Source organism: Pseudomonas linyingensis (genome assembly GCF_900109175.1).
GTDB lineage: Bacteria > Pseudomonadota > Gammaproteobacteria > Pseudomonadales > Pseudomonadaceae > Geopseudomonas > Geopseudomonas linyingensis.
Window position 1 is genome coordinate 207,818 of the sequence record NZ_FNZE01000004.1, and the last position, 24,199, is coordinate 232,016.

Below are 24,199 nucleotides of genomic sequence, written 5' to 3' on the forward strand. Positions count from 1 at the left end.
CGGCTTCGGCTTCGGCTTCGGCTTCGGCTTCGGCTTCGGCTTCGGCTTCAGGATCTGGCTGGATGGCTGGCGCAGGCAACTCCGGCGCATTCCCCTGGCGCAGCGCACGCATCTGCTCGAGAAGGACGCCTGCGGCGGTCAGTGGCAGCCCCAGCTGCAACTCCTCCACCTGACGGGCCAGCAGATCGTGGCCTTCATGCAGCAGGCTGGCAAAGGCCGCCGCCATGGCAAAGCGGCCATCGGTCAGGCCCTCGTAGATCGACTCCAGCTCATGGGCCAGATCGCCGATGGCACGCACGCCGGCCATCCGTGCCCCCCCCTTGAGGGTGTGCAGGTCGCGCTGCAGCGAGGCCAGAGACGAGCGCGCCTGCGGCTCGGCCAGCCAGTGCTCGAGGGCTTCGGCGGCACTGTCGAGGATGTCACTGGCTTCCTCGAGGAATATCTCGACCATTTCCGCATCGGGTGCATCCTCGCCGACAGCCTGCTCGAACGTTGCCACCGGCGTAGCCGGGATATCGGGGAGCGGCGCGACAGTCTCGACGGCTTCGATGATTTCGAAAGCGGCTGGCTCCACCTCGGACTCAAGCCCGGGTTCGGCATCGAATACGAACGCCAGTTCAGCTTCTGCGGCAGCCCTGGCTTCGGCTTCCGCCCTGGCCTCTTCGGCTGCGCGGGCCTCGGCTTCCGCCCTGGCCTCTGCGGCTGCATGGGCTTCGGCTTCCGCCCTGGCCTCCGCGGCTGCGCGGGCCTCGGTTTCCGCCCTGGCCTCTGCGGCTGCACGGGCTTCGGCTTCCGCCCTGGCCTCTGCGGCTGCACGGGCTTCCGCTTCCGCCTTCGCCGCGGCATTGCTCAGCAGCTGGTAGAGGGCCTGCACACGCTCCGGCTGCGAGCTCACCTCGAGACCGGCGGCCACCTGATCCATCATGCCGATCAGCGCTTCGTGGGCGGCCTCGGCTTCGCGGAAGAAGGCCTCGTCAACGGCCAGGCGCGTTTCGCCCACCGCGTTGTAGGTAGCCAGCAGAGCGGCACAGAGCAGGTCGACCTGCGGCAGGTCGGCCTGTCGTGCGCCGTGGGCCAGAGTGGCCAGTTCGTCACGCAGGGCATCCAGCTCCACGTGCGCGGCCGGATGCAGGCGCCAGCGCGCCAGCAGGTCGTCGGCGTCCAGCAGGATATCCATGCCGTCGGCGAGGAACTGGCTGATCAGCTTGGGATCGCGGTTGTCGTGGTTGCGCCAGCTGGCTTCGGCGGCATCCAGCTGCTCCTGATGCAACTGCTGCACCCTCTCCAGCAAGGCCGCGCTATCGGGCAGACTGGCCAGAGGCGCGCGACCGAGCTGCTGCAGGCCGTGCTGCAGCATCCTTTCGGCATCGCGCAGAAGTTCGGCGGCAGCCAGACCGAAGGGAATCAGATTGGTCTTGAACTCCTTGGCCAGCTTCTCCAGGGGCGCCGCCACTTCGGCGATCGGCAGGATGCCGGCCATGTAGGCGCTGCCCTTGAGGGTGTGCAGGGCGCGCTGCAGTTCGTCGGTGACCGGCTGTGGCAGCTCGCGATCGCAGGCGGCGAGGAAGTGCGCCAGCGCCTCGAGATGCGCTTCGGCTTCGGTGCAGAAGACCTCCAGCAGCTGCGGATCGAGCAGCTCATCGTCGTTGCAGTTGGCGTTGTCGGCCACGGGGGCAGCCACCGGCGGCAGTGCCGGTTCGGCCATGGCGGCGCGCGGCAACGGCTGCCCGTTGGACAGCGCGTGGGCCGCCGCCGCCAGCTGGTCGACATCGTCGCGCTGGCGCTGGGTCTTGCCGGCATACTCCTCGACCAGCGCCGGCAGGAGGTCGACCACCTCGCGGATCAACTGCAGCAGCGGCGCGTCAGCCTGGATGCTGCGATCAATGACCCGGTTGAGCATGTTCTCGATCGACCAGGCCAGCTCGCCAACCACCAGGGCACGGACCATGCGGCCACTGCCCTTGAGGGTGTGGAAGGCCCGGCGTACTTCGGTGAGCGCCTCGCGGTTGCCGGTATCGGCGGACCACTGCGGCAGGTATTCGTTGAGGGTCTCGAGCACCTCGCCGGCTTCCTCGACGAACACCTCCTGCAAGTCTTCGTCCACCGGCTCTTCGTCGGCCGGCGGCGGCAACAGCTGGGGGGGCGCATCCTGGGCCGGCGGATTGATCGCCGCCACCGGGCTGGCCATCACTTCGGCCAGGGTCAGCACGACCGCAGGCTCGGCTTCGGCTTCGGCTTCGGCTGCGCTGGCGAGCGGGGCCGCGACGGCCTCGAGCGGAGCGAGTGGTGGCTCGGCCGGCAGCTCGGCTTCGGCAACCGCCTCGGGCACGACGTCGGACTGCTCGGCAGGTACGGCCTCGGCAGCCGGCATCGACAGACGGGCGGTCTCGTCCGCCGCATCGAAGGAGTGCGTATCGCGCTGTTCGACGCTTGGCGCCGGCGCGATCAGCTCCAGCGCCGGAACCGGCGCGACAACCGTCGGGCTCGCCGGCTCGGCCGTCACCAGCACCTCGCTCGGCACATCGAGAATCGAGCGCGTCGGCTTCAGGCCATAGCCCAGCGCCGCCAGGCTTTCCTCGGCGACATCGAGGATCAGGTCGCCCTGGCTGGCATGATCTTCGGCAATCCGCTCGAGGTAGTATTCGACGCTGGTGATGGCATCGGCCAGGGTATCCAGGCTCTGCCAGCTGGGCACCGTCTGACGCACCAGCAACTGCTCGCGGATGTAGCGGCAGCAGGCGTCCAGCAGCGCCGCCGCGCGGGGCAGCGGGATGATGCCGAGACCGCCGCGCACCTGGGTCAGCAACTCCGGCACGCGGGCCAGATGCTCGTGGTTCCACTGCGAGCCGATGAACTCGATGATCGCGTCCTTGGACTGCTCGAGCCCGTTGCGCGCTTCCTTGATCACCAGCTGGTGGATCTGCCCCACGTCGGTGGTCGGCAGCAGGTTGTCTTCCGCCCGCTCGCCTTCCGCCGGACCGACCATGCCGGACAGGGTCGCCTCGACGAACAGCAGGGCCCCGGCGACATCCATCAGCACCGCGTCATTGGGCTGCTGCTGCCCGCCGATCAGGTGACCGATCATGTCCAGCTGATCGGCAATCACCTTGCGTTGCGGGCCGAAGCCGAGCACGCCCAGGGTGTCGGCAATCTGCTTGAGCGGCGCCTGCAGGACGCCGAGGTCGGTCAACTGGCGGCGATCGCTGCGCACGAACAGGTCCAGGCTGTCCTTGACCCGCACCAGCTCCTCGCACAGGGCACCGACCACCGAGCGCATGGCGTCGCGATCGGGGCCGGCCATGCGGGCCCGCTCCTCGTCCACCACCCGGCTGTCGGGCATCGCCTCGGCCAGCTGGAAGCGCGTCTTCAGTTCGGCAATGCGGCCGTCCTCGCTCGGACTCTTGGCCACGTAGAACAGCAGGTTCTTCAGCAGCTGGTCGGGGGCCGGCTGATTGAGCGCGGCAACGCCCTCGTCGACCAGGCGCTTGAGCTCGCGGTCGACCTCGCGCAACAGGGTGCGCACCGTGTTGCTGGCCGGGATGCTGTCACCGCTCAGGCCCTCGACCACGCCGGCGGCCACCGACCACAGGGGGGTGATCGGCGCAGCGGTGCACAGGCTTTCCAGCTTGGCGAACACCTTGGCCAGGTAGGTCAGCTGGGTTGCCGGCTCCTGGTTGCGCATGTAGCCGACCAGCGCCACCTGCAGCATCTGCCGCAGCTTGCGCAGCAGCGCCGGCAGACCGGCGCGTTCCAGACGCTCGAGGGTGGCCTGTGGCAGAGCCGCCGGGCGTACCGACAGGTCGGGGGCGAACAGGCTGGTTTCCGACAGCAGACTTTCGCTGCGCGCGGCACGCAGGTCATTGAGCAGCGGCAGCACCACCAGCGGCAGATCGCGGCGCGCGCTCTGGATCCGCTCGAGATAGACCGGCAGCTGCAGGATCGCCTGCATCAGCACCGGCAAGCCATCGCCCTGGGTGCTGGCGCGTCCTTCGATCAACGCCTGGAGCAGCTGCTCCATTTCTTCGGCCAGCAGGGCGGCGCCGTAGAACTCGACCATCTGCAGGGTGCCCTGCACCTGATGGATGTAGTTCAGGCAAAACCGCAGGCGCGTCAGGTCCTGCGGGCTTTCGACGAATGCCTCAAGGGCCTGGCGGGCCTGCTTCAGGGTCTCCGCGATTTCGCCCTTGACCCACTCCAGGGCGACATAGTCGTGCCGATCACCCATAGCGACTCCAAACATTGATCATGGTTACCCCTTTCGGGTAAAAGCCAGCACCTGCTCATCGGCGACCGGCTGCAGCTGCGGGTGACTCCAGTCGGCCACTTCGCCGACTCCGATCACCAGCAGCCCGCCAGGCGCCAGACGCTCGACCAGGCGCGAGAGAATCTCGCGCCGGCGCCAGCGTCGGAAGTAGATCAGCAGGTTCTGACAGAAAATGACGTCCATGCCGCGCTGCGGCGCACGCGCCAGATCGAGCACATTCAGACGGGAAAAACAGACTCGCTCACGCAGGGCATCGCACACCGTGAGGCGGCCATCGTCCTGCGTCTGGAAATAGCGTTCGAGCAGCTCCGGCGCCAGCTCACCCACCCGCCGCGGGTTGTAGCAGGCGGCTCTGGCACGCTCCAGGGCGCTGAGACTGAGATCGGTACCAGTGACGCCGAAACGCCCATCCAGCCCAGCCTCGCGCTGCACCTCGGCAGCCAGCAGCGCCAGCGAATAGACCTCCTCGCCGGTGGAACAACCGACGCTCCACAACTGCCAGGCACGCTCATCCGGGCTCGCCAGCAGCCGCCCGCGCAGGTAGCCGGCAAGATGCTCGAACGACGCCGGATGGCGGAAGAAGCGGGTTTCCTGCACGGTCAGGTGGTCCATCAGGTGCGACCACTCGACGGCGCCACGCGGCCCGGCGGTCACCTGCTGGTAGTAGCTGGCATAGCTGCCCAGCTCCAGCTCGCGCAGACGAGTCGCCAGAATGGTCTGCAGAAACGCGCGGCGCTGCTCGTTGAGCACGATGCCGCTACGCGTTTCCAGCAATTCCTGCCAGGCGCGGAATTCCGCTGCCGTGATATCGGGCAGCGGCTTCATCGCCCAGACCGCGCTTGGCTGCATGCCGCGCCCCTCGTGGATGCTCGTCCGGCGGCAGCCCTTTCAGGCTGCCGCGCTCCATGGCCTCAGGCCTGCTCGCGCTCTTCGGGCAGGGTGAAACCGGATACCGACTTGCGCATGTCGCTGGCCATCTTGGCCAGGGTGCCGATGCTGCGCGCCGTCGCGGTGGTACCGGACGAGGTCTGGGTGGTGATCTCCTGAATCACGTACATGGTGTTGGAGATATGACCGGCCGAGGAGGATTGCTGGCGGGCGGCGTTGGAGATGTTCTGGATCAGCGCGGCGAGGCTGCGCGATACCTTCTCGATCTCTTCCAGGGCCACACCGGCGTCCTGCGCCAGACGGGCACCACGCACCACCTCGGTGGTGGTCTGCTCCATCGAGATAACCGCCTCGTTGGTGTCGGTCTGAATGGTCTTCACCAGTGCCTCGATCTGCTTGGTCGCCGCCGAGGAACGTTCTGCAAGGCGCTGTACCTCGTCCGCTACCACGGCGAAGCCGCGGCCGGCGTCACCGGCCATGGAGGCCTGGATCGCCGCGTTCAGTGCCAGGATGTTGGTCTGGTCGGCAATGTCGTTGATCAGGCTAACGATGTCACCGATCTCCTGGGACGATTCACCGAGGCGCTTGATCCGCTTGGAGGTGTCCTGGATCTGCTCGCGGATGTTGTCCATGCCGGCGATGGTGTTCTGTACCACCTCGTTGCCCTTGTTGGCGATGGCTACCGAACGTTCCGCTACCGCGGTGGATTCGGCGGCATTGGCCGATACCTGGTCGATTGACACGGCCATTTCGTTGATTGCCGCGGAGGCACCGGCAATCTCCTGGGCCTGGTGCTCGGAAGCCTCGGCCAGGTGCATGGCGGTGGCCTGGGTTTCCTGGGCGGCGCCCGCCACCTGCACGGCGGTCTGGTTGATGGTCTCTACCAGGTCGCGCAGCTGGTCGATGGAGTAGTTGATCGAGTCGGCGATGGCACCGGTGAAGTCCTCGGTTACCGTGGCCTGTACGGTCAGGTCACCGTCGGCGAGGTCGCCGATCTCGTCGAGCAGACGCAGAATCGCGGTCTGGTTGCGGTCGTTTTTCTCGGCGGTTTCGGCCAGGCGACCACGGGTATCACGCACCAGGACCAGCGCCATCAGCATGATCGAGGCCAGAGCCAGCAGACCCAGCAGGTAACCGGCCAGGGTGTTGAAGGCGCGGCCGTCGGCCAGGTTTTCGAAGTCGGTGCTCAGCTGGGTGGTTTGCTCCAGCACCTTCTGCGACACGCCGAAGATGTTGTTGGCGGACTCGCGCACCTGGAACAGCTGCGGCGAGGTTTCCAGAATCTCGTCCACCGAACCGGAAACGAAGGAGAACAGCTCGGAGATTTCGCTCAGACGGCTGATGGCCTCGGCGTCGGTCACCTTGGAGATCGACATCGCCGGGTTGCCTTCGAGCATGCCCTTCAGGACGCGGCCGAACAGGCTGGCGTCGCGGCCGAAGCTGTCGGCGGCCTGCACCGAGTCTTCGGCACCGGCCAGTACCTTGTTCACTGCCGCGAGGATACGTTCGGCGAGCAGGGTCTGGCGCTGGGCCACGGCGACCTGGTCGGCCGAGGCACCGTTCTCGAGGAGGATGTCTACCACTTCCTCGTATTCGGCCTGCAGCTGGGGAATGGTTTCGGCCAGGGTCTCGGCCACCTGGTGCAGCGAAAGCACGGTCTGCTGGCTGGCCAGAATGGCGTCGGCACTACTGCGCAGACGCGTCCACTCGTCGCCCAGGACGGCCATGCTCGCCGATACCGCCTCCGGGCTGGCCGGCAGGCCGGTCTCCGCGTTGCCTTCGGTCAGCCAGTTCCAGCGCAGCTGGAAATCCTCACGCTCGCTGCTCAGCAGAGCGAACGCCTCGGACTTGCCCGCCGCCGCCTCGATGGCGTTCTTCGCGATACCCTGCGACAGCAGGCGCAGCTCGCCGGCATGGCCGATGTACTGCTTGTCATGCTCGGCCTGCTGGTTGAGGTATGCGAAGTTGGCAAACAGCAACACCACGGAAACGATCAGGACGGCAAACAGCCCGCCGATCAATCGGCTGCTGCTCATGCCGGTGAACAAATTGCCCGCGTTAAGTTTTTTCATCGTCTGGCCCCCGCCTGGACCTACCACACTAAACTGTTCCCAAGTAACACCACAGGACGGCAACAGCGTCCCGGCCAGTAGATCTAGTTATACGGCTACATCGAGGAATGCCTGCTCCCTGGCCAGCGCGTGCGGGCTGAATACCAGCCAGGGTCGCTCGCGCAGGAAAACGCCATGAATGAGAGGCTGAATGGAGGCTTCGAGCGGTGGCAGCTGCTCGGCGAAGGCTTCCACGGAAAAGTGCTGCATGCCGAACACTTCGTCGACCACCAGGCCGGCAAAGACCTTGTCGTGCTCGACTACCAGCACCCGCCGCTGCTTGCGCAACGGGGACAGTTCGCCCCCCAGAAAACCACACAGGTCCATGATCGGCAGCAGCCGCCCGCGCACGTTGGCCACCCCCTTGACCCAGCCCTTGACGCCGGGCAGCAGGGTGTAACGGGGCTCGTGGAGGACTTCGCTGACCTCGCCCATGGGCGCGACGAACAGTCGCGAGCCCATGCGAAAGCCGATGCCACTCCAGCTCTGCGCTACCTCCTGCCGGGCTGGCAAACCCGCAGAATAGCGCCGACAAAGCTGATCGATTTCGAGCAGTCGCTGGAAAGGTGTGATGACATCGGACATGCCGGCCCTGGCCTTCTGGTTAGGATTATCGCGCCCGCTCCAACGCTCAGCCGGCCTGGACGGCGCTGATGGTCTTCAACAGGGTTTCTTCATCGATCGGCTTGGTCAGGTAGTCGCGAGCGCCTTGGCGCTTGCCCCAGACCTTATCGGTTTCCTGATCCTTGGTGGTGACAATGATCACCGGAATGTGACCGGTTTCCGGATCCTTGGTCAGCTGGCGGGTGGCCTGGAAGCCGTTGAGCCCCGGCATGACCACATCCATCAGCACCACATCGGGCTTTTCCTGGCGCGCCAGGGCAACGCCGTCGGCACCGTTTTCCGCCTTGAGAATCTGATGACCATGCTTTTCGAGCATGGCGGTCAGCTTGTACATCTCGGTTGGCGAGTCATCAACAATCAGAATTCGAGCCATGAAATCCCCCAATAAAGGCACGCGTCGGCAGCCGGACGGCCGGACGTCAGGTGGTTGCTTGCTCCACCGGCACAAAGCCTGGAACGTGCGTCTTGATGGCGCCGAGCAGTTCTTCCTTGCTGAAGGGCTTGGTCAGATACTGGTCGGAGCCGACGATGCGCCCCTTGGCCTTGTCGAACAGACCGTCCTTGGAGGACAGCATGATCACCGGCGTAGATTTGAACGCACTATTATTCTTGATCAGGGCGCAGGTTTGGTAGCCGTCCAGGCGCGGCATCATGATGTCGACGAAGATGATGCTCGGATGCGAATCGGCAATCTTGGCCAAGGCATCGAAGCCGTCGACAGCTGTGATGACGTCACAACCCACTTTCTTCAGCAGCGTTTCGGCGGTACGACGAATCGTTTTCGAATCGTCGATCACCATGACTTTCAAGCTATCGGAATGTTGTTCCATGTCTGCCCTACCATTGCCTCGGTGAGTCGTTATTGTCCATCACCCAACGCTTGCGGCGCGGCCACCCACGGGCTGCAACCTGATCGTCGGGGCTTTTTAGCACACTCTCCGGCGGCAAGCCATAAACCCCGGATGCGCAAGGTTTTTCCTTGACTCAAAACAAACTCGCGGCCACCTTGGGCGACCGCTAATCGCTTTGTACGGCTGCCAAGCCGTGGTTTCGTTGTGGAGGATTTCCCCTATGAGCGTTCGCCTGGGCATCATCATGGACCCCATCGGTCGCATTGCCTTCAAGAAGGACAGCTCGCTGGCCATGCTGCTGGCCGCCCAGGCCCGCGGCTGGTCGCTGTACTACATGGAGCAGCACGACCTCTACCTGCGCGACGGCCAGGTCCGCGCCCGCGGGCGTTCGCTGCAGGTCTTCCATGATCCCAAGCACTGGTTCCATCTTGATGACGAACAGGACCTGGCACTGCACGAGCTGGATGTGGTCCTGATGCGCAAGGATCCGCCCTTCGACAACGAGTTCCTCTATTGCACCCACCTGCTCGAGCAGGCCGAGCGCGAGGGGCTGCTGGTGGTGAACCGCCCGCAGAGCCTGCGTGACTGCAACGAGAAGCTGTTCGCCACGCAGTTTCCGCACTGCACGCCGCCGACCCTGGTGAGCCGGCGGGTCGACATTCTGCGCGAGTTCGCCGCCGAACAGCGTGACATCATTCTCAAACCCCTGGACGGCATGGGCGGCTCCTCGATCTTCCACCACCGCCACGGCGACCCCAACCTGTCGGTGATCCTCGAGACCCTGACCAATCACGGCACCCGGCAGATCATGGCCCAGCGCTACCTGCCGGCAATCAAGGACGGCGACAAGCGCATCCTGATGATCGACGGCGAGCCGGTGCCCTACTGCCTGGCGCGCATCCCGGCGCACGGCGAAACCCGCGGCAACCTCGCCGCCGGCGGCCGCGGCGAAGCCCGGCCACTGAGCGAGCGCGACCGCTGGATCGCCGCCCAAGTCGGCCCGACCCTGCGCGAGAAGGGCCTGCTGTTCGTCGGTCTCGACGTGATCGGCGAGCACCTCACCGAGATCAACGTGACCAGCCCGACCTGCATCCGCGAGATCGATGCTGCCTTCAACACCGACATCGCCGGCCAATTGATGGAGACGATTGCCGGCAAACTTGCCGAACGCCGGAACTGAGCCAGGCAAAGCGTCAAGGCGCGGAGTGCTTCATGGACTTTTGCCTGAGCCGGCGGCAGACTGCGCCGATTCTCTGCCGTGCGCCAACCGATGAACGCAGCCGTCCAAACCGCCATACCCCCCTCCGCCGGCGTGCGCCCGGCGGATCGCCTGGGTTTCACCCTGTTCCTCACCGCAGCCGTGCATCTGGCCCTGCTGCTCGGGGTCAGCTTCGCCCTGCCCGAACCGAACATGGTGAGCAAGACGCTCGACGTCACCCTCGCCAGCTTCAAGAGTGCCGAAGCGCCGAAGCAGGCCGACTTCCTCGCCCAGCATGACCAGCAGGGCAGCGGCAGCCTGGAGCACAAGGCGACGCCGAAGACCACCGAGCTGGCGCCCTTCCAGGACAGCGAGATCCGCCGCGTCGAACCGCCAGCCCGACCGAAGGCCAGCCCGCCGCCGCAGCCAACCCGTGCCGCCGTCGCCAGCCGTGCAGCGCAACCCGACAAGACCAGCACCAAGGCACCGGCGCCGCGCCCGCCGCAGCCGACCCAAGCGGCTCCGGAGTTCGACAGCAGTCAACTGTCCGCCGAGATCGCCAGCCTCGAGGCACAGCTCAGCCACGAACAGCAGCTGTACGCCAAGCGTCCGCGCATCCACCGCCTCAACGCCGCCTCGACCATGCGCGACAAGGGCGCCTGGTACAAGGAGGAGTGGCGGCGCAAGGTCGAGCGGGTCGGCAACCTGAACTATCCCGATGCCGCACGCCGCGAGCGTCTCTACGGCAGCCTGCGCCTGCTGGTTTCGATCAATCGCGACGGCACCCTGCGCGAGGTCCAGGTCCTCGAGTCCTCCGGCCACACCATCCTCGACCAGGCCGCCCTGCGCATCGTGCGCCTGTCGGCACCGTTCGCGCCGTTCAGCGGCGACCTCAGCGATGTCGACGTGCTGGAAATCATCCGCACCTGGCGCTTCGAACGCGGCGACCGCCTGGGCAGCTTCTGAGCCCAGTGCACCCCGGCGGGGCACGGTCGCTGCGCCACCCTTGCGGTGACCGCCGCCACAGCCGAAACTAGGGCTCATGAAAAGCACAACCCCCAGCTACCTCAAGCATCATTTCCTGATCGCCATGCCGCACATGGCCGACCCCAATTTCGCCCACACGGTGATCTATCTGGTCGAGCACAACCAGCACGGCGCCATGGGCCTGGTGATCAACCGCAGCAGCGGCCTCAGTCTGGCCGACGTGCTCGAGCAGCTGCAGCCGGAAGCCGAGCCGGACGAGCGCTGCCGCCAGCTGCCGATCTACGCCGGCGGTCCGGTGCACACCGACCGCGGTTTCGTCCTGCATCCACGCGAGTGGAGCTACCAGGCCACTCTCGAACTCGGCGAGCTGGCGCTGTCCACCTCCCAGGACGTGCTGCTGGCGATCGCCGACGGCAGCGGCCCGCCACGCCACCTGATCGCCCTCGGCTACGCCGGCTGGGAGGCCGGCCAGCTGGAGGCCGAGCTGATCGACAATGCCTGGCTGACCTGCCCGGCCGACCCGGCCGTGCTGTTCGACGTCGACGTCGAACAGCGCCTGCAGCGCGCCGCCGCCCCGCTGGGCATCGATCTCAGCCTGCTGACCAGCCAGGCCGGCCACGCATGAGTGCGCCGCGCCTGCTCCTCGGCTTCGACTACGGCAGCAAGCAGATCGGCGTCGCCGTCGGCCAGGCGATCACCGGCCAGGCCCGCGAGCTGTGCGTGCTCAAGGCGCAGAACGGCGTGCCCGACTGGATACAGATCGAGAAGCTGATCCAGGAGTGGCAACCGGACGCCATCGTCGTCGGCCTGCCGCTGAACATGGACGGCACGCCCAGCGAGATGAGCGCGCGCGCCGAGAAGTTCGCCCGCCGCCTCAACGGCCGCTTCAACTTGCCGGTGTTCACCCACGACGAGCGCCTGACCACCTACGAGGCCAAGGGCCAGCGCCTGGCCCAGGGCCAGCGCGGCGGCTATCGTGAACGCCCGGTGGATGCGCTGGCCGCCGCCCTGCTGCTGCAGGGCTGGCTCGAGCAGCAACCCGCCCACCCGCTTTGACTGTCCGAGGAGTGCCCATGACCCTGCCCGACCCCGCCGCCCTGCTGGCGCAGATGGCCGCCGACCTGCGCGCCCACCTCGCCCGCCGCGGCATCCACGATCCCCGCTTCATCGGCATCCATACCGGCGGCGTGTGGGTGGCCAGCGCCCTGCTCGAGCAGCTTGGCCAGCGCGATGCACCGCTGGGCGTTCTCAACGTATCCTTCTATCGCGACGACTTCAGCCAGCACGGCCTGCACCCGCAGGTGCGCCCCTCCGAACTGCCGTTCGAGGTCGAGGGTCAGCACCTGGTGCTGATCGACGACGTGCTGATGAGCGGGCGCACCGTGCGCGCCGCCCTCAACGCGCTGTTCGACTATGGCCGCCCGGCCAGCGTGACCCTGGTCTGCCTGCTCGACCTCGACGCCCGCGAACTGCCGATCCGTGCCGACGTGCTCGGCGCCACCCTGTCGCTGGCCCCCGACCAGCGGGTAAAATTGCACGGTCCCGCACCGCTCGGCCTCGAGCTGCAGACCCTCGCCGCCTCCCACTGAGAATTTCCGCGATGACGCCAACCGACGCCAAGCGCCCATTGCAGCTCAACGACCAGGGCCAGCTGCGCCACTTCCTGTCGCTCGACGGCCTGCCCCGCGAGCTGCTCACCGAGATCCTCGACACCGCCGACTCCTTCCTCGAAGTCGGTGCGCGTGCCGTGAAGAAGGTGCCGCTGCTGCGCGGCAAGACCGTGTGCAACGTGTTCTTCGAGAACTCCACGCGCACCCGCACCACCTTCGAGTTGGCGGCCAAGCGCCTGTCCGCCGACGTGATCACCCTCAACGTGTCGACCTCCTCGACCAGCAAGGGCGAGACACTGACCGACACCCTGCGCAACCTCGAGGCGATGGCCGCCGACATGTTCGTCGTGCGCCATGCCGACTCCGGTGCCGCACACTTCATCGCCGAGCACGTCTGCCCGCATGTGGCGGTGATCAACGGCGGCGACGGCCGCCACGCCCACCCCACCCAGGGCATGCTCGACATGCTGACCATCCGCCGCCACAAGGGCAGCTTCGAGAACCTCTCGGTGGCCATCGTCGGCGACATCCTGCACTCGCGGGTGGCGCGCTCCAACATGCTGGCGCTGAAGACCCTAGGCTGCCCGGACATCCGCGTCATCGCGCCGAAGTCGCTGCTGCCGGTCGGCGTCGAGCAGTATGGCGTGCGCGCCTACACCGACCTGGCCGAAGGCCTCAAGGATGTCGACGTGGTGATCATGCTGCGCCTGCAGCGCGAGCGCATGCAGGGTGGCCTGCTGCCCAGCGAAGGCGAGTTCTACCGCCTCTACGGCCTCACCGAGCAGCGCCTGGCGCTGGCCAAGCCGGATGCCATCGTCATGCACCCCGGGCCGATCAACCGCGGCGTGGAAATCGAATCGGCGGTGGCCGACGGCCCCCAGTCGGTGATCCTCAACCAGGTAACCTACGGCATCGCCATCCGCATGGCCGTGCTGTCCATGGCCATGAGCGGCCAGCAGACCCAGCGCCAGCTCGAACAGGGAGACGCCCAGTGAAACTCAGCATCCACGGCGCCCGCCTGATCGACCCGGCCAGCGGCCTCGACCAGATCGGCGACATCCACATCGACGGCGGGCGCATCGCCGCCCTCGGCGCGGCTCCGGCCGACTTCGACGCCGAGCAGCAGATCGCCGCCCACGGCCTGATCGCCGCTCCCGGCCTGGTCGACCTGGCGGTGAGCCTGCGCGAGCCGGGCTACACCCGCAAGGGCAGCATCGCCAGCGAAACCCGCGCCGCCGCCGCCGGCGGTGTCACCAGCCTGTGCTGCCCGCCGCAGACCAAGCCGGTGCTGGACACCACCGCGGTCGCCGAACTGATCCTCGACCGCGCCGCGGCCGCCGGCCATGCCCGCGTGTTCCCCATCGGCGCGCTGAGCAAGGGCCTCGACGGCGAGCAGCTGGCCGAGCTGGTGGCCCTGCGCGACGCCGGCTGCGTCGCCTTCGCCAACGGTCTGGCGCCGATGGCCAACAGCCGCGTGCTGCGCCGCGCCCTGGAATACGCCGCCACCTTCGACCTCACCGTGGTGTTCCACTCCCAAGACCCGGACCTCGCCGAAGGCGGCCTGGCCCACGAGGGTCCGACCGCCAGCTTCCTCGGCCTGCCGGGCATTCCGGAAACCGCGGAAACCGTGGCCCTGGCGCGCAACCTGCTGCTGGTCGAGCAGAGCGGCGTACGCGCCCACTTCAGCCAGCTGACCAGCGCCCGCGGCGTGGAGATGATCGCCGCCGCCCAGGCCCGCGGCCTGCCGGTGAGCGCCGACGTCGCGCTGTACCAGCTGATCCTCACCGACGAGGCGCTGGCCGGCTTCTCCAGCCTGTACCACGTGCAACCGCCGCTGCGCTCGCGCGGCGATCGTGACGCCCTGCGCGCGGCGGTGCAGAGCGGCGTGGTGCAGGCCATCGCCAGCCACCACCAGCCCCACGAGGCGGATGCCAAGCTGGCGCCGTTCGGCGCCACCGAGCCGGGCATCAGCAGCGTCGAGCTGCTGCTGCCGCTGGCCCTGAGCCTGGTCGAGGACGGCCTGCTCGACCTGCCGACCCTGCTGGCACGCCTGACCTGCGGCCCGGCCACGGCCCTGCGCTTGCCGGCCGGCCAGCTGGCCGTCGGCCAGAATGCCGACCTGGTGCTGTTCGATGCCCAGGCGCAGACCCTGGCCGGCGAGCGCTGGCTGTCGCGCGGCGGCAACAGCCCGTTCCTCGGCCACTGCCTGCCGGGCGCGGTACGCTATACCCTGCTCGGCGGGCGGATCAGCCACCAGGCCTGATCGGCTCCGTGTAAACGACAAGGCCCGCCAAATGGCGGGCCTTGTCGTTGCGGGTCCGGGTCAGAAACGCCAGGCATTGCGTACCGAGATCTGGTCGTTGAGGGTCCAGAAGTCATAGAGCACGCCGACCAGGAAGAAACCACCGGTGCACAGGTAGAGGATGCCGGTGATCCATTTGCCCATGTACATGCGGTGCACGCCGAACACGCCGAGAAAGGTCAGCAGGATCCACGCCACGTTGTAGCTGGTGCGCCCGCTATGGAAGCGCATGTCGGCCTCGCGGTCCATGCCGGGGATCAGGAACAGGTCGATCAGCCAGCCGATGCCGAGCAGGCCGAGGGTGAAGAACCAGATGGTGCCGGTCACCGGACGCCCGTAGTAGAAGCGGTGCGCGCCGAGAAAGCCGAAGATCCACAACAGGTAGCCGATCAGCTTGCTGTGGGTATCCCGAGTCAATGTCGTCATGCCGCCTCCTGGAAAGAATCAAGGGTGACAGCCAAGGCTGCCACCCGCTTCGACCGACTGCACGGCCAGGCGTTCCCCTCAGCGGCGGCGCAGCCCCGGATGATCCTCTTCGTTGCGCTCGAGGCTCAGGCTCTGGGTCAGGCTGCCGAGGTGCTCGGCGTCGGTTTCCGAACCGAGCTTGATCATCAGGCGCAGGTCGTTGGCCGAGTCGGCATGGGCCAGCGCATCCTCGTAGGTGATCTCGCCATTGCTGTACAGATGGTACAGCGCCTGGTCGAAGGTTTGCATGCCCTGTTCGGTGGAGCGCTTCATCAGGTTCTTCAGCTCGTGCACCTCGCCCTTGCGGATCAGGTCGGCCGCCAATGGGGTGTTGATCAGCACCTCGATCACCACCCGACGACCCTTGCCGTCCGGAGTCGGCACCAGCTGCTGGGCGACGATGGCCTTGAGGTTGAGCGACAGATCCATCCACGCCTGCTCGTGGCGGTCCGCCGGAAAGAAGTGGATGATGCGGTCCAGCGCCTGGTTGGCGTTGTTGGCGTGCAGGGTGGCCAGGCACAGATGGCCGGTCTCGGCGAAGGCCACCGCGTAGTCCATGGTCTCGCGGGTGCGCACCTCGCCGATCATGATCACGTCCGGCGCCTGGCGCAGGGTGTTCTTCAGCGCCACCTCGAACGACTCGGTATCGATGCCCACCTCACGCTGGGTGACGATGCAGCCCTGGTGCTGGTGGATGAACTCGATGGGGTCCTCGATGGTGATGATGTGGCCCTGGGAGTTCCGGTTGCGCTCGCCGATCATCGCCGCCAGCGAGGTCGACTTGCCCGCACCGGTACCGCCGACGAACAGCACCAGGCCGCGCTTGCTCATCGACAGCTGCTTGAGCACCTCGGGCAGCTTGAGCTCCTCGATGGTCGGGATGTTGGTCTCGATGCGGCGCAGCACCATGCCCACCAGATTGCGCTGGTAGAAGGCGCTGACCCGGAAGCGACCGACGCCGCGCGCGCTGATGGCGAAGTTGCACTCGTGGGTCTCGGCCAGTTCGCGGCGCTGCTGCTCGTTCATCACCGACAGCACGGTCTCGCGGGTCTGCTCGGGGGACATCGGGTTCTTGGTCACCGGCAGGATGCGTCCGTTGACCTTCATCGACGGCGGCACCCCGGCGGTGATGAACAGGTCGGAGCCGCCCTTCTCGATCATCAGGCGCAGCAGTTTCTCGAATTCCATGGTTTTCCCTTGATTCTTCCCGCTGCCCAGGCAGCGTTGGCAGCCAGGCGCCCGACCGGGCCGCCTGGCCGAACGGTTACAGGCTTTCCGGCGCCTTGGCCTTTTCCTTGGCCGCCTCGCGACTGACCAGGCCCTTGCTGAGCAGGGTCTTCAGGCAGGCGTCGAGGGTCTGCATGCCCAGCGCACCGCCGGTCTGGATCGCCGAATACATCTGCGCCACCTTGTCCTCGCGGATCAGGTTGCGGATCGCCGGGGTGCCGATCATGATCTCGTGGGCCGCCACCCGGCCACCGCCGGTCTTCTTCAGCAGGGTCTGCGAGATCACCGCCTGCAGCGACTCGGAGAGCATGGAGCGGACCATGGACTTCTCCTCGGCGGGGAACACGTCGACCACCCGGTCGATGGTCTTCGCTGCCGAGGTGGTGTGCAGGGTGCCGAACACCAGGTGACCGGTTTCCGCGGCGGTCAGCGCCAGGCGGATGGTTTCCAGGTCGCGCATCTCGCCGACCAGGATGATGTCCGGGTCTTCACGCAGGGCCGAGCGCAGCGCCTCGGAGAAGCCGAGGGTGTCGCGGTGCACCTCGCGCTGGTTGACCAGGCACTTCTTCGACTCGTGGACGAATTCGATCGGGTCCTCGATGGTGAGGATGTGGTGGTACTTGTTGCTGTTGATGTAGTCGATCATCGCCGCCAGGGTGGTCGACTTGCCCGAGCCGGTCGGCCCGGTGACCAGTACCAGGCCGCGCGGCACATCGGAAATCTTCTTGAACACCTCGCCCATGCCGAGGTCTTCCATGCTCAGCACGCGCGAGGGAATGGTCCGGAACACCGCGCCGGAACCGCGGTTCTGGTTGAACGCGTTGACCCGGAAGCGCGCCACGCCGGGCACCTCGAAGGAGAAGTCGGTCTCGAGGAACTCCTCGAAGTCCTTGCGCTGCTTGTCGTTCATGATGTCGTAGATCAGCGCATGCACCTGCTTGTGCTCCATCGGCGGCAGGTTGATGCGGCGCACGTCGCCATCGACGCGGATCATCGGCGGCAGACCGGCGGAGAGGTGCAGGTCCGATGCGCCCTGCTTGGCGCTGAAGGCCAGCAGCTCGGTAATATCCATGGGGGTCCCCAATCACAAACAAGCGGGTAGAATGCTGCGACAGCCAGCGGCCGGGCAGGAAGCGGAAGTAAATGTCCACGATCCACGACAATATTGCAAAGGTCCGAACGCGCATCCGTGAGGCGGCGCAAGCATCCGGACGCGATCCGCAAACGGTACAGCTGCTGGCGGTGAGCAAGAGCAAGCCGGCGGATGCCCTGCGCGACGCCCGCGCCTGCGGCCAGCGCGACTTCGGCGAGAACTACCTGCAGGAAGCCCTGGCCAAGCAGGCCGAACTGGCCGGCCTGGACCTGGTCTGGCATTTCATCGGCCCGATCCAGTCGAACAAGACCAAACCGCTGGCCGAGCACTTCGCCTGGGTGCACTCGGTGGATCGCCTGAAGATCGCCGAGCGTCTGTCCGCCCAACGCCCCGCGCACCTCGAACCCCTGAACATCTGCCTGCAGGTCAACGTCAGCGGCGAGGCCAGCAAGTCCGGCTGCGAACCCGCGGAGCTGCCGGCGCTGGCCGCCGCGGTGGCCGCCCTGCCGCATCTGCGCCTGCGCGGGCTGATGGCCATCCCCGAACCGACCCCGGACGTCGCCGCCCAGCGCGCCGCCTTCGCCCGCCTGCGTCAGCTCAAGGACAGCCTGCCGCTGGAACTCGACACCCTGTCGATGGGCATGAGCGACGACCTCGAAGCGGCCATCGCCGAGGGCGCCAGCTGGGTGCGCATCGGCAGCGCGCTGTTCGGCGCCCGCGACTACCCTCAGAAATCCTCCGAGAGTTCCGTCCGCTGAGGCGGCGACTCCCCGACCAGAAAGGAATTTGCCCCATGACCCATCCGCGTATTGCCTTCATCGGCGCCGGCAACATGGCCACCAGCCTGATCGGCGGCCTGATCGCCCGCAGCGTGCCCGCCGAGCGCATCACCGCCAGCGAACCACAGGCCGAGCAGCGCCAGCGCATCGCCGGAGAGCACGGCATCGCCGTCTTCGAGGACAACGCCGCCGCCGCGGCCGGCGCCGACATCGTGGTGCTGGCGGTCAAGCCGCAGGTGATGAAGGAGGTCTGCCTGGCCCTCGCTCCGGCGCTGCCGGCCGGCGTGCTGATCGTCTCCATCGCCGCCGGCATCCCCTGCGCCAGCCTCGAGCGCTGGCTCGGCGAGCAGGCCATCGTGCGCTGCATGCCCAACACCCCGGCGCTGCTCCATGAAGGCGCCAGCGGCCTGTACGCCAACGCGCGCACCAGCGCGGCCCAGCGCGAGCAGGCCGAGGCCCTGCTGGATGCGGTCGGCCTGGTGCTGTGGCTGGACGAGGAGCAGCAGATCGACGCGGTGACCGCAGTGTCCGGCAGCGGTCCGGCCTACTTCTTCCTGCTCATGGAGGCGATGACCGCCGCCGGCGAGCGCCTCGGCCTGCCCGCCGAAACCGCCAGCCTGCTGGCCCGCCAGACCGCCTTCGGCGCGGCGCGCATGGCGCTGGTCAGCGACTTCGATCCGGCCGAACTGCGCCGCCGGGTGACTTCACCCAACGGCACCACCGAGGCGGCGATCAAGGCCTTCCAGGCCGGTGGCTTCGAGGTGCTGGTCGACCAGGCCCTGCAGGCTGCCGCCCACCGCTCGGCCGAACTGGCCGAGCAGCTCGGTCAATAAGGAGCCCCGATGAACGGACTCAACACTGCCGCCGTCTACGTATTGCAGACCCTCGGCAGCCTGTACCTGCTGATCGTCCTGCTGCGCTTCATCCTCCAGCTGGTGCGTGCCGACTTCTACAATCCGCTCAGCCAGTTCGCGGTCAAGGCCACCAAGCCGCTGCTCAACCCGCTGCGCAAGGTGATTCCCGGCTTCGGCGGCCTCGACCTGGCCTCCCTGGTGCTGGCGCTGCTGGTCCAGCTGCTGCTGATGATCCTCACCCTGCTGCTGATGGGCTACGGCTTCGGCGCCCTGCTGCCGCAACTGCTGGTCTGGTCGGTGATCGGCGTCACCGCGCTGTTCGTGAAGATCTTCTTCTTCGCCCTGATCGCCAGCGTGATCCTCTCCTGGGTCGCCCCGCACAGCCACAACCCCGGTGCCCAGCTGGTCAACCAGCTCTGCGAGCCGCTGCTGATGCCGATCCGGCGCATCCTGCCGAACCTCGGCGGCCTGGACATCTCGCCGATCTTCGCCTTCATCGCGTTGAACCTGGTGGACATGCTGGTGATCAAGAACCTCGCCGCCATGAGCCACATGCCCCAGCTGCTCAGCCCGTTCCTCTGATGAGCTGGTTCCGCTGGGACGGCGAGGACCTGATCCTCGCCTGCCACCTGCAGCCCAAGGCCAGCAAGGACGAGTTCGCCGGGCTGCATGGCGAGCGCCTGAAGATCCGCCTCACCGCGCCGCCGGTGGAGGGCAAGGCCAACGCCCACCTGCTGGCCTTCCTCGGCAAGGCCTTCGGCGTGGCCAAGAGTCAGGTCAGCCTGGAAAGCGGCGAACTCAACCGGCAGAAGCGCGTGCGCATCCACGCGCCGCAGAAGCTGCCGGCGGAGTTGGCCGCGGAACTCGCGGCCGGGCGCTGAGCTTGCGGGGCCGCGCCCTTGCCCCTGGGGGCAGCGCTCTTTAGACTGGCGCACTTCATTTTTCGAGAGCAGGGTCGATGCCCACCGTCTTCGCCGAAGATTCCGTCGGCCTGGTCAGTCCCCAGGTACTGCACTTCAAGGACCCCCTCCCGCTGGCCTGCGGCCGCCAGCTGGCCGACTACGAGCTGGTCTACGAAACCTACGGCACGCTCAACGCCGAGCGCAGCAATGCCGTGCTGATCTGCCATGCCCTCTCCGGCCACCACCACGCCGCCGGCTACCACAGCCCCGACGACCGCAAGCCGGGCTGGTGGGACAGCTGCATCGGCCCCGGCAAGCCGATCGACACCCGCAAGTTCTTCGTCGTCAGCCTCAACAACCTCGGCGGCTGCAACGGCTCCACCGGACCCGGCAGCCGCAACCCGGAAACCGGCCGCGCCTACGGCGCCGACTTCCCGGTGCTGACCGTGGAAGACTGGGTGCACAGCCAGGCACGCCTGGCCGACGCCCTCGGCATCGCCCAGTGGGCCGCGGTGGTCGGCGGCAGTCTGGGCGGCATGCAGGCCATGCAGTGGAGCATCAGCTACCCCGAACGCATCCGCCATTGCCTGGTGATCGCCTCGGCGCCCAAGCTGTCGGCGCAGAACATCGCCTTCAACGAGGTGGCGCGCCAGGCGATCCTCACCGATCCGGACTTTCACGGCGGCCACTTCCAGGAGCAGGGCACCATCCCCAGGCGCGGTCTGATGCTGGCGCGCATGGTCGGCCACATCACCTACCTGTCCGACGACGCCATGGGCGAGAAATTCGGCCGCGAACTGAAGACCGACCAGCTCAACTACGACTTCCACAGCGTCGAGTTCCAGGTCGAGAGCTACCTGCGCTACCAGGGCGAGGAGTTCTCCGGGCGCTTCGACGCCAATACCTACCTGCTGATGACCAAGGCGCTGGACTACTTCGACCCGGCCGCCGCCCATGACGGCGACCTGGTGCGCACCCTCGAACCGGCCAAGGCCGACTTCTGCGTGATCTCCTTCTCCACCGACTGGCGCTTCTCGCCGGCGCGCTCGCGGGAGATCGTCGACGCCCTGGTGGCGGCGAAGAAGAACGTCAGCTACCTGGAAATCGAGTCGGCCCACGGCCACGACGCCTTCCTCATCCCCAGCCCGCGCTACCTGCAGGGCTTTGGTCGCTACATGAACCGTATTGCCGTGTAAGGAAGCCTGTCCGACATGCGTGCCGATCTGGAAATCATTCAGGAATGGATCCCCGCCGGCAGCCGGGTCCTCGACCTCGGCTGCGGCAATGGCGAGCTGCTGGCCTGGCTGCGCGAGCACAAGCAGGTGCACGGCTACGGCCTGGAGCGCGATCCGGACAAGATCGCCCTGTGCCTGGACCACGGGGTCAACGTCATCGAGCAGGATCTGGACCTCGGTCTCGACCACTTCGGCGACGACAGCTTCGACGTGGTGGTGATGACCCAGACCCTGCAGGCGGTGCACTACCCCGACCGCCTGCTGCGCGACATGCTGCGGGTCGGCAAGACCTGCATCATCACCTTCCCCAACTTCGCCCACTGGCGCTGTCGCTGGTACCTGACGCGTCGCGGCGAGATGCCACGCTCGGACTTCCTGCCCTACACCTGGTACAACACGCCGAACATCCACTTCTGCACCTTCCGCGACTTCGAGGCACTGTGCCGCGAACAGCGCCTGCGCGTGCTCGATCGCCTGGCGGTGGACCGCGACCACCGGCTGCATGCACTCACCCGCCTGTGGCCTAATCTGTTGGGTGAGATCGGTATCTACCGAGTCACCCGCTGACCAAGGAGATCCACCATGCGTCGCCTAGCCCTCCTCCTGCTGACCCTGAGCCTGGCCCTGCCGGCCGCCGCTGAACGCCTGCAACGTTTCGGCGACCTCGAGGTGCACTACAACGTATTCAACTCCAGCTTCCTGCAGCCGGACATCGCCGCCGCCTCCGGCCTGACCCGCAGCAAGACCCAGGGCGTGGTCAACGTCGCGGTGATGCGCGCCGGCAAGGCGGTATCCGCCGCCGTCGTCAGCGGCTCGGTGAAGAACCTCCTCGGCCAGAGCAAGACGCTGAACTTCCAGCGCGTCAGCGAAGGCGAGGGTGACACCCAGGCGGTCTATCACCTGGCGCAGTTCAGCATGAACGACCGCGAGGTGCTGACCTTCGACCTCAAGGTGCAGGAAGGCAGCGCCACCCACAGCCTCACCTTCAACCAGGAAGTATTCCCCGACGAATGAAAGCCCTGACCGAACTGGTACTGGCCAGCCACAACGCCGGCAAGCTCAAGGAACTGCAGGCCATGCTGGGCGACGCCGTGCGCGTGCGCTCGGTGGCCGAGTTCAGCAGCCACGAGCCGGAGGAAACCGGCCTGAGCTTCGTCGAGAACGCCATCCTCAAGGCCCGCCACGCCGCACGGGTGTCCGGCCTGCCGGCGCTGGCCGACGATTCGGGCCTGGCCGTGGACGCCCTCGGCGGCGCTCCGGGCATCCGCTCGGCGCGCTACGCCGACGGTCTCGGCGATGCGGCCAACAACGCCAAGTTGCTGGAGGCACTGCAGGACGTGCCGGACGCCGAGCGCGGCGCCCAGTTCGTCTGCGCCCTGGCCCTGGTGCAGCACGCCGACGATCCGCTGCCGATCATCTGCGAGGGCCTGTGGCACGGCCGCATCCTCCACAAGGCCCGCGGCGAGGGCGGCTTCGGCTACGACCCGCTGTTCTGGGTACCCGAGCGCGAGTGCGCCAGCGCCGAGCTGGCGCCGGCCGAGAAGAATCAGCTGAGCCACCGCGCGCGGGCCATGGCCCTGCTCAAGCAGCGGCTGAGCCTCGCTTGAGCGGCGTGAGCGACCATGGCGGCACGCCTCGCGTGTCGCCGGCCGGGCAGTTCCAGCTGCCGCCGCTGGCGCTGTACATCCACATCCCGTGGTGCGTGCGCAAATGCCCGTACTGCGACTTCAACTCCCACGCCGCCGGCCCGGAACTGCCGGAAGAAGCCTACGTCGACGCCCTGCTCGCCGACCTCGACGCCGACCTGCCCGCCGCCCATGGCCGCGAGCTGGGGTCGATCTTCTTCGGCGGCGGCACGCCCAGCCTGTTCTCGGCGCGCGCTCTCGACCGCCTGCTCCGCGGCGTCGAGCGGCGCCTGGGCTTCGCCCACGACATCGAGATCACCCTCGAGGCCAACCCCGGCACCTTCGAGCAGGCCAAGTTCGTCGACTACCGCCGGCTCGGCATCAATCGCCTGTCGATCGGCGTGCAGAGCTTCCAGAGCGAACAGCTCAAGGCGCTGGGACGCATCCACGACGGTGATGAGGCGATCCGCGCCGCCGGGATGGCGCGCGCGGCCGGCTTCGACAACTTCAACCTCGACCTGATGCACGGCCTGCCCGGCCAAGACGTCGCCGGCGCGCTGGCCGACCTGCGTCAGGCCATCGCTCTGGAGCCGACCCACCTGTCTTGGTACCAGCTGACCCTGGAGCCGAACACGGTGTTCTGGAGCCAGCCACCGGAGGTTCCCGAGGACGACATCCTCTGGGACATCCAGGAGGCCGGCCAGGCGCTGCTGGCCAGCGAGGGCTTCGCCCAGTACGAGACCTCGGCCTATGCGCGCGACAACCGCCGCGCCCGGCACAACCTCAACTACTGGAGCTTTGGCGACTTCCTTGGCATCGGCGCCGGTGCCCACGCCAAGCTCAGCGCCCCGAACGGGCAGATCCGCCGCAGTTGGAAGACCCGCCTGCCCAGGGACTACCTCGACCCGGACAAACAGTTCCAGGCCGGCGAACGCCTGCTGGAGGCAGCCGAGCTGCCGTTCGAGTTCATGATGAACGCCCTGCGCCTGACCGAGGGGGTGCCGGCCGCGCTGTTCGAGCAGCGCACCGGCCTGCCGCTGGCCAGTATCGCCGAGGCCTGCGCCCTAGCGCGCCAGGCCGGCCTGTTGGATGCCGATCCTCAGGTGCTCAGGCCAACCGCGCGCGGCCAGCTGTTCCTCAACGACCTGCTGCAGCACTTTCTGCCCTAAGCGTGTGCGGCGTGG

The 24,199-nt window shown here is 67.1% G+C and carries 25 protein-coding genes; 16 read left to right on the forward strand and 9 right to left on the reverse strand.

Features of this window, described 5'->3' with window-relative positions:
• The 6 genes from BMZ19_RS22520 to pilG all read right to left on the reverse strand — a co-directional run.
• The coding region (locus BMZ19_RS22520) for an Hpt domain-containing protein (RefSeq protein WP_212633203.1) at positions 1 to 4,225 on the reverse strand (4,225 nt) is incomplete at its 3' end.
• A gap of 24 nt (positions 4,226 to 4,249) precedes the next feature.
• The gene (locus BMZ19_RS06870; protein ID WP_090308831.1) at positions 4,250 to 5,113 is read right to left on the reverse strand and encodes a CheR family methyltransferase; all 864 of its coding nucleotides are present in this window, start codon (positions 5,111 to 5,113) and stop codon (positions 4,250 to 4,252) included.
• 62 nt (positions 5,114 to 5,175) lie between these two features.
• Positions 5,176 to 7,224, reverse strand: coding sequence for a methyl-accepting chemotaxis protein (locus tag BMZ19_RS06875; protein ID WP_090308833.1), 2,049 nt, complete (start codon positions 7,222 to 7,224; stop codon positions 5,176 to 5,178).
• A gap of 87 nt (positions 7,225 to 7,311) precedes the next feature.
• On the reverse strand, positions 7,312 to 7,848 hold the full coding sequence (locus tag BMZ19_RS06880; RefSeq protein ID WP_090308836.1) for a chemotaxis protein CheW: 537 nt from the start codon (positions 7,846 to 7,848) through the stop codon (positions 7,312 to 7,314).
• A gap of 46 nt (positions 7,849 to 7,894) precedes the next feature.
• Positions 7,895 to 8,260, reverse strand: a complete 366-nt coding sequence (gene pilH, locus BMZ19_RS06885; protein ID WP_090308839.1) for a twitching motility response regulator PilH — start codon at positions 8,258 to 8,260, stop codon at positions 7,895 to 7,897.
• Positions 8,261 to 8,306: 46 nt separating this feature from the next.
• Positions 8,307 to 8,717 carry a twitching motility response regulator PilG gene (gene pilG / locus BMZ19_RS06890; protein WP_090308842.1) on the reverse strand — a complete coding sequence of 137 codons (411 nt, stop codon included), beginning with the start codon at positions 8,715 to 8,717 and terminating at the stop codon, positions 8,307 to 8,309.
• A gap of 241 nt (positions 8,718 to 8,958) precedes the next feature.
• Between pilG and gshB the strand changes: the two genes are divergently transcribed.
• The 7 genes from gshB to BMZ19_RS06925 all read left to right on the forward strand — a co-directional run bounded on the left by gshB (position 8,959) and on the right by BMZ19_RS06925 (position 14,796).
• Positions 8,959 to 9,918 carry a glutathione synthase gene (gene gshB / locus BMZ19_RS06895; protein WP_090308844.1) on the forward strand — a complete coding sequence of 320 codons (960 nt, stop codon included), beginning with the start codon at positions 8,959 to 8,961 and terminating at the stop codon, positions 9,916 to 9,918.
• Between the two features lie 90 nt (positions 9,919 to 10,008).
• Positions 10,009 to 10,902, forward strand: coding sequence for an energy transducer TonB (locus BMZ19_RS06900; RefSeq protein WP_090308847.1), 894 nt, complete (start codon positions 10,009 to 10,011; stop codon positions 10,900 to 10,902).
• A gap of 76 nt (positions 10,903 to 10,978) precedes the next feature.
• Positions 10,979 to 11,548 carry a YqgE/AlgH family protein gene (locus BMZ19_RS06905; protein WP_090308850.1) on the forward strand — a complete coding sequence of 190 codons (570 nt, stop codon included), beginning with the start codon at positions 10,979 to 10,981 and terminating at the stop codon, positions 11,546 to 11,548.
• Entirely contained in the window at positions 11,545 to 11,979 is a 435-nt protein-coding gene (gene ruvX / locus BMZ19_RS06910; RefSeq protein ID WP_090308853.1) for a Holliday junction resolvase RuvX, read from the forward strand. Before BMZ19_RS06905 ends, ruvX begins: the two co-directional genes overlap by 4 nt.
• A gap of 17 nt (positions 11,980 to 11,996) precedes the next feature.
• Positions 11,997 to 12,512 carry a bifunctional pyr operon transcriptional regulator/uracil phosphoribosyltransferase PyrR gene (gene pyrR, locus BMZ19_RS06915; protein WP_090308856.1) on the forward strand — a complete coding sequence of 172 codons (516 nt, stop codon included), beginning with the start codon at positions 11,997 to 11,999 and terminating at the stop codon, positions 12,510 to 12,512.
• A gap of 11 nt (positions 12,513 to 12,523) precedes the next feature.
• Positions 12,524 to 13,528 carry an aspartate carbamoyltransferase catalytic subunit gene (locus tag BMZ19_RS06920; protein WP_090308859.1) on the forward strand — a complete coding sequence of 335 codons (1,005 nt, stop codon included), beginning with the start codon at positions 12,524 to 12,526 and terminating at the stop codon, positions 13,526 to 13,528.
• Positions 13,525 to 14,796, forward strand: a complete 1,272-nt coding sequence (locus tag BMZ19_RS06925; RefSeq protein ID WP_090308862.1) for a dihydroorotase — start codon at positions 13,525 to 13,527, stop codon at positions 14,794 to 14,796. Before BMZ19_RS06920 ends, BMZ19_RS06925 begins: the two co-directional genes overlap by 4 nt.
• Before the next feature lie 60 nt (positions 14,797 to 14,856).
• Here the strand turns inward: BMZ19_RS06925 and BMZ19_RS06930 are convergent, their stop codons facing one another.
• From BMZ19_RS06930 to BMZ19_RS06940, 3 genes are all read right to left on the reverse strand, one after another.
• A complete protein-coding gene (locus tag BMZ19_RS06930; protein ID WP_090308866.1) occupies positions 14,857 to 15,261 on the reverse strand; it encodes an NINE protein in 405 nt (134 codons plus the stop codon).
• 78 nt (positions 15,262 to 15,339) lie between these two features.
• Entirely contained in the window at positions 15,340 to 16,488 is a 1,149-nt protein-coding gene (locus tag BMZ19_RS06935; RefSeq protein WP_090308867.1) for a PilT/PilU family type 4a pilus ATPase, read from the reverse strand.
• Between the two features lie 76 nt (positions 16,489 to 16,564).
• Positions 16,565 to 17,599, reverse strand: a complete 1,035-nt coding sequence (locus BMZ19_RS06940) for a type IV pilus twitching motility protein PilT (RefSeq protein WP_090308873.1) — start codon at positions 17,597 to 17,599, stop codon at positions 16,565 to 16,567.
• Positions 17,600 to 17,670: 71 nt separating this feature from the next.
• On the opposite strand from BMZ19_RS06940, the gene BMZ19_RS06945 reads away from it, so the two are divergent.
• The 9 genes from BMZ19_RS06945 to hemW all read left to right on the forward strand — a co-directional run bounded on the left by BMZ19_RS06945 (position 17,671) and on the right by hemW (position 24,184).
• Positions 17,671 to 18,378 carry a YggS family pyridoxal phosphate-dependent enzyme gene (locus BMZ19_RS06945; RefSeq protein ID WP_090308875.1) on the forward strand — a complete coding sequence of 236 codons (708 nt, stop codon included), beginning with the start codon at positions 17,671 to 17,673 and terminating at the stop codon, positions 18,376 to 18,378.
• 35 nt (positions 18,379 to 18,413) lie between these two features.
• A complete protein-coding gene (proC, locus tag BMZ19_RS06950) occupies positions 18,414 to 19,232 on the forward strand; it encodes a pyrroline-5-carboxylate reductase (RefSeq protein ID WP_090308878.1) in 819 nt (272 codons plus the stop codon).
• Between the two features lie 9 nt (positions 19,233 to 19,241).
• Entirely contained in the window at positions 19,242 to 19,835 is a 594-nt protein-coding gene (locus tag BMZ19_RS06955) for a YggT family protein (protein ID WP_090308881.1), read from the forward strand.
• Complete coding sequence (locus tag BMZ19_RS06960) at positions 19,835 to 20,134, forward strand: DUF167 domain-containing protein (protein WP_090308883.1); 300 nt, start codon at positions 19,835 to 19,837, stop codon at positions 20,132 to 20,134. Before BMZ19_RS06955 ends, BMZ19_RS06960 begins: the two co-directional genes overlap by 1 nt.
• 77 nt (positions 20,135 to 20,211) lie before the next feature.
• Positions 20,212 to 21,351, forward strand: coding sequence for a homoserine O-succinyltransferase MetX (metX, locus tag BMZ19_RS06965; RefSeq protein WP_090308886.1), 1,140 nt, complete (start codon positions 20,212 to 20,214; stop codon positions 21,349 to 21,351).
• A gap of 15 nt (positions 21,352 to 21,366) precedes the next feature.
• A complete protein-coding gene (gene metW, locus BMZ19_RS06970) occupies positions 21,367 to 21,957 on the forward strand; it encodes a methionine biosynthesis protein MetW (protein ID WP_090308889.1) in 591 nt (196 codons plus the stop codon).
• 15 nt (positions 21,958 to 21,972) lie between these two features.
• A complete protein-coding gene (locus BMZ19_RS06975) occupies positions 21,973 to 22,404 on the forward strand; it encodes a DUF4426 domain-containing protein (RefSeq protein ID WP_090308892.1) in 432 nt (143 codons plus the stop codon).
• Entirely contained in the window at positions 22,401 to 22,997 is a 597-nt protein-coding gene (gene rdgB, locus BMZ19_RS06980; protein WP_090308895.1) for an RdgB/HAM1 family non-canonical purine NTP pyrophosphatase, read from the forward strand. Before BMZ19_RS06975 ends, rdgB begins: the two co-directional genes overlap by 4 nt.
• A 32-nt stretch (positions 22,998 to 23,029) precedes the next feature.
• A complete protein-coding gene (gene hemW, locus BMZ19_RS06985; protein ID WP_090309193.1) occupies positions 23,030 to 24,184 on the forward strand; it encodes a radical SAM family heme chaperone HemW in 1,155 nt (384 codons plus the stop codon).
• The last annotated feature ends 15 nt before the right edge of the window (positions 24,185 to 24,199 follow it).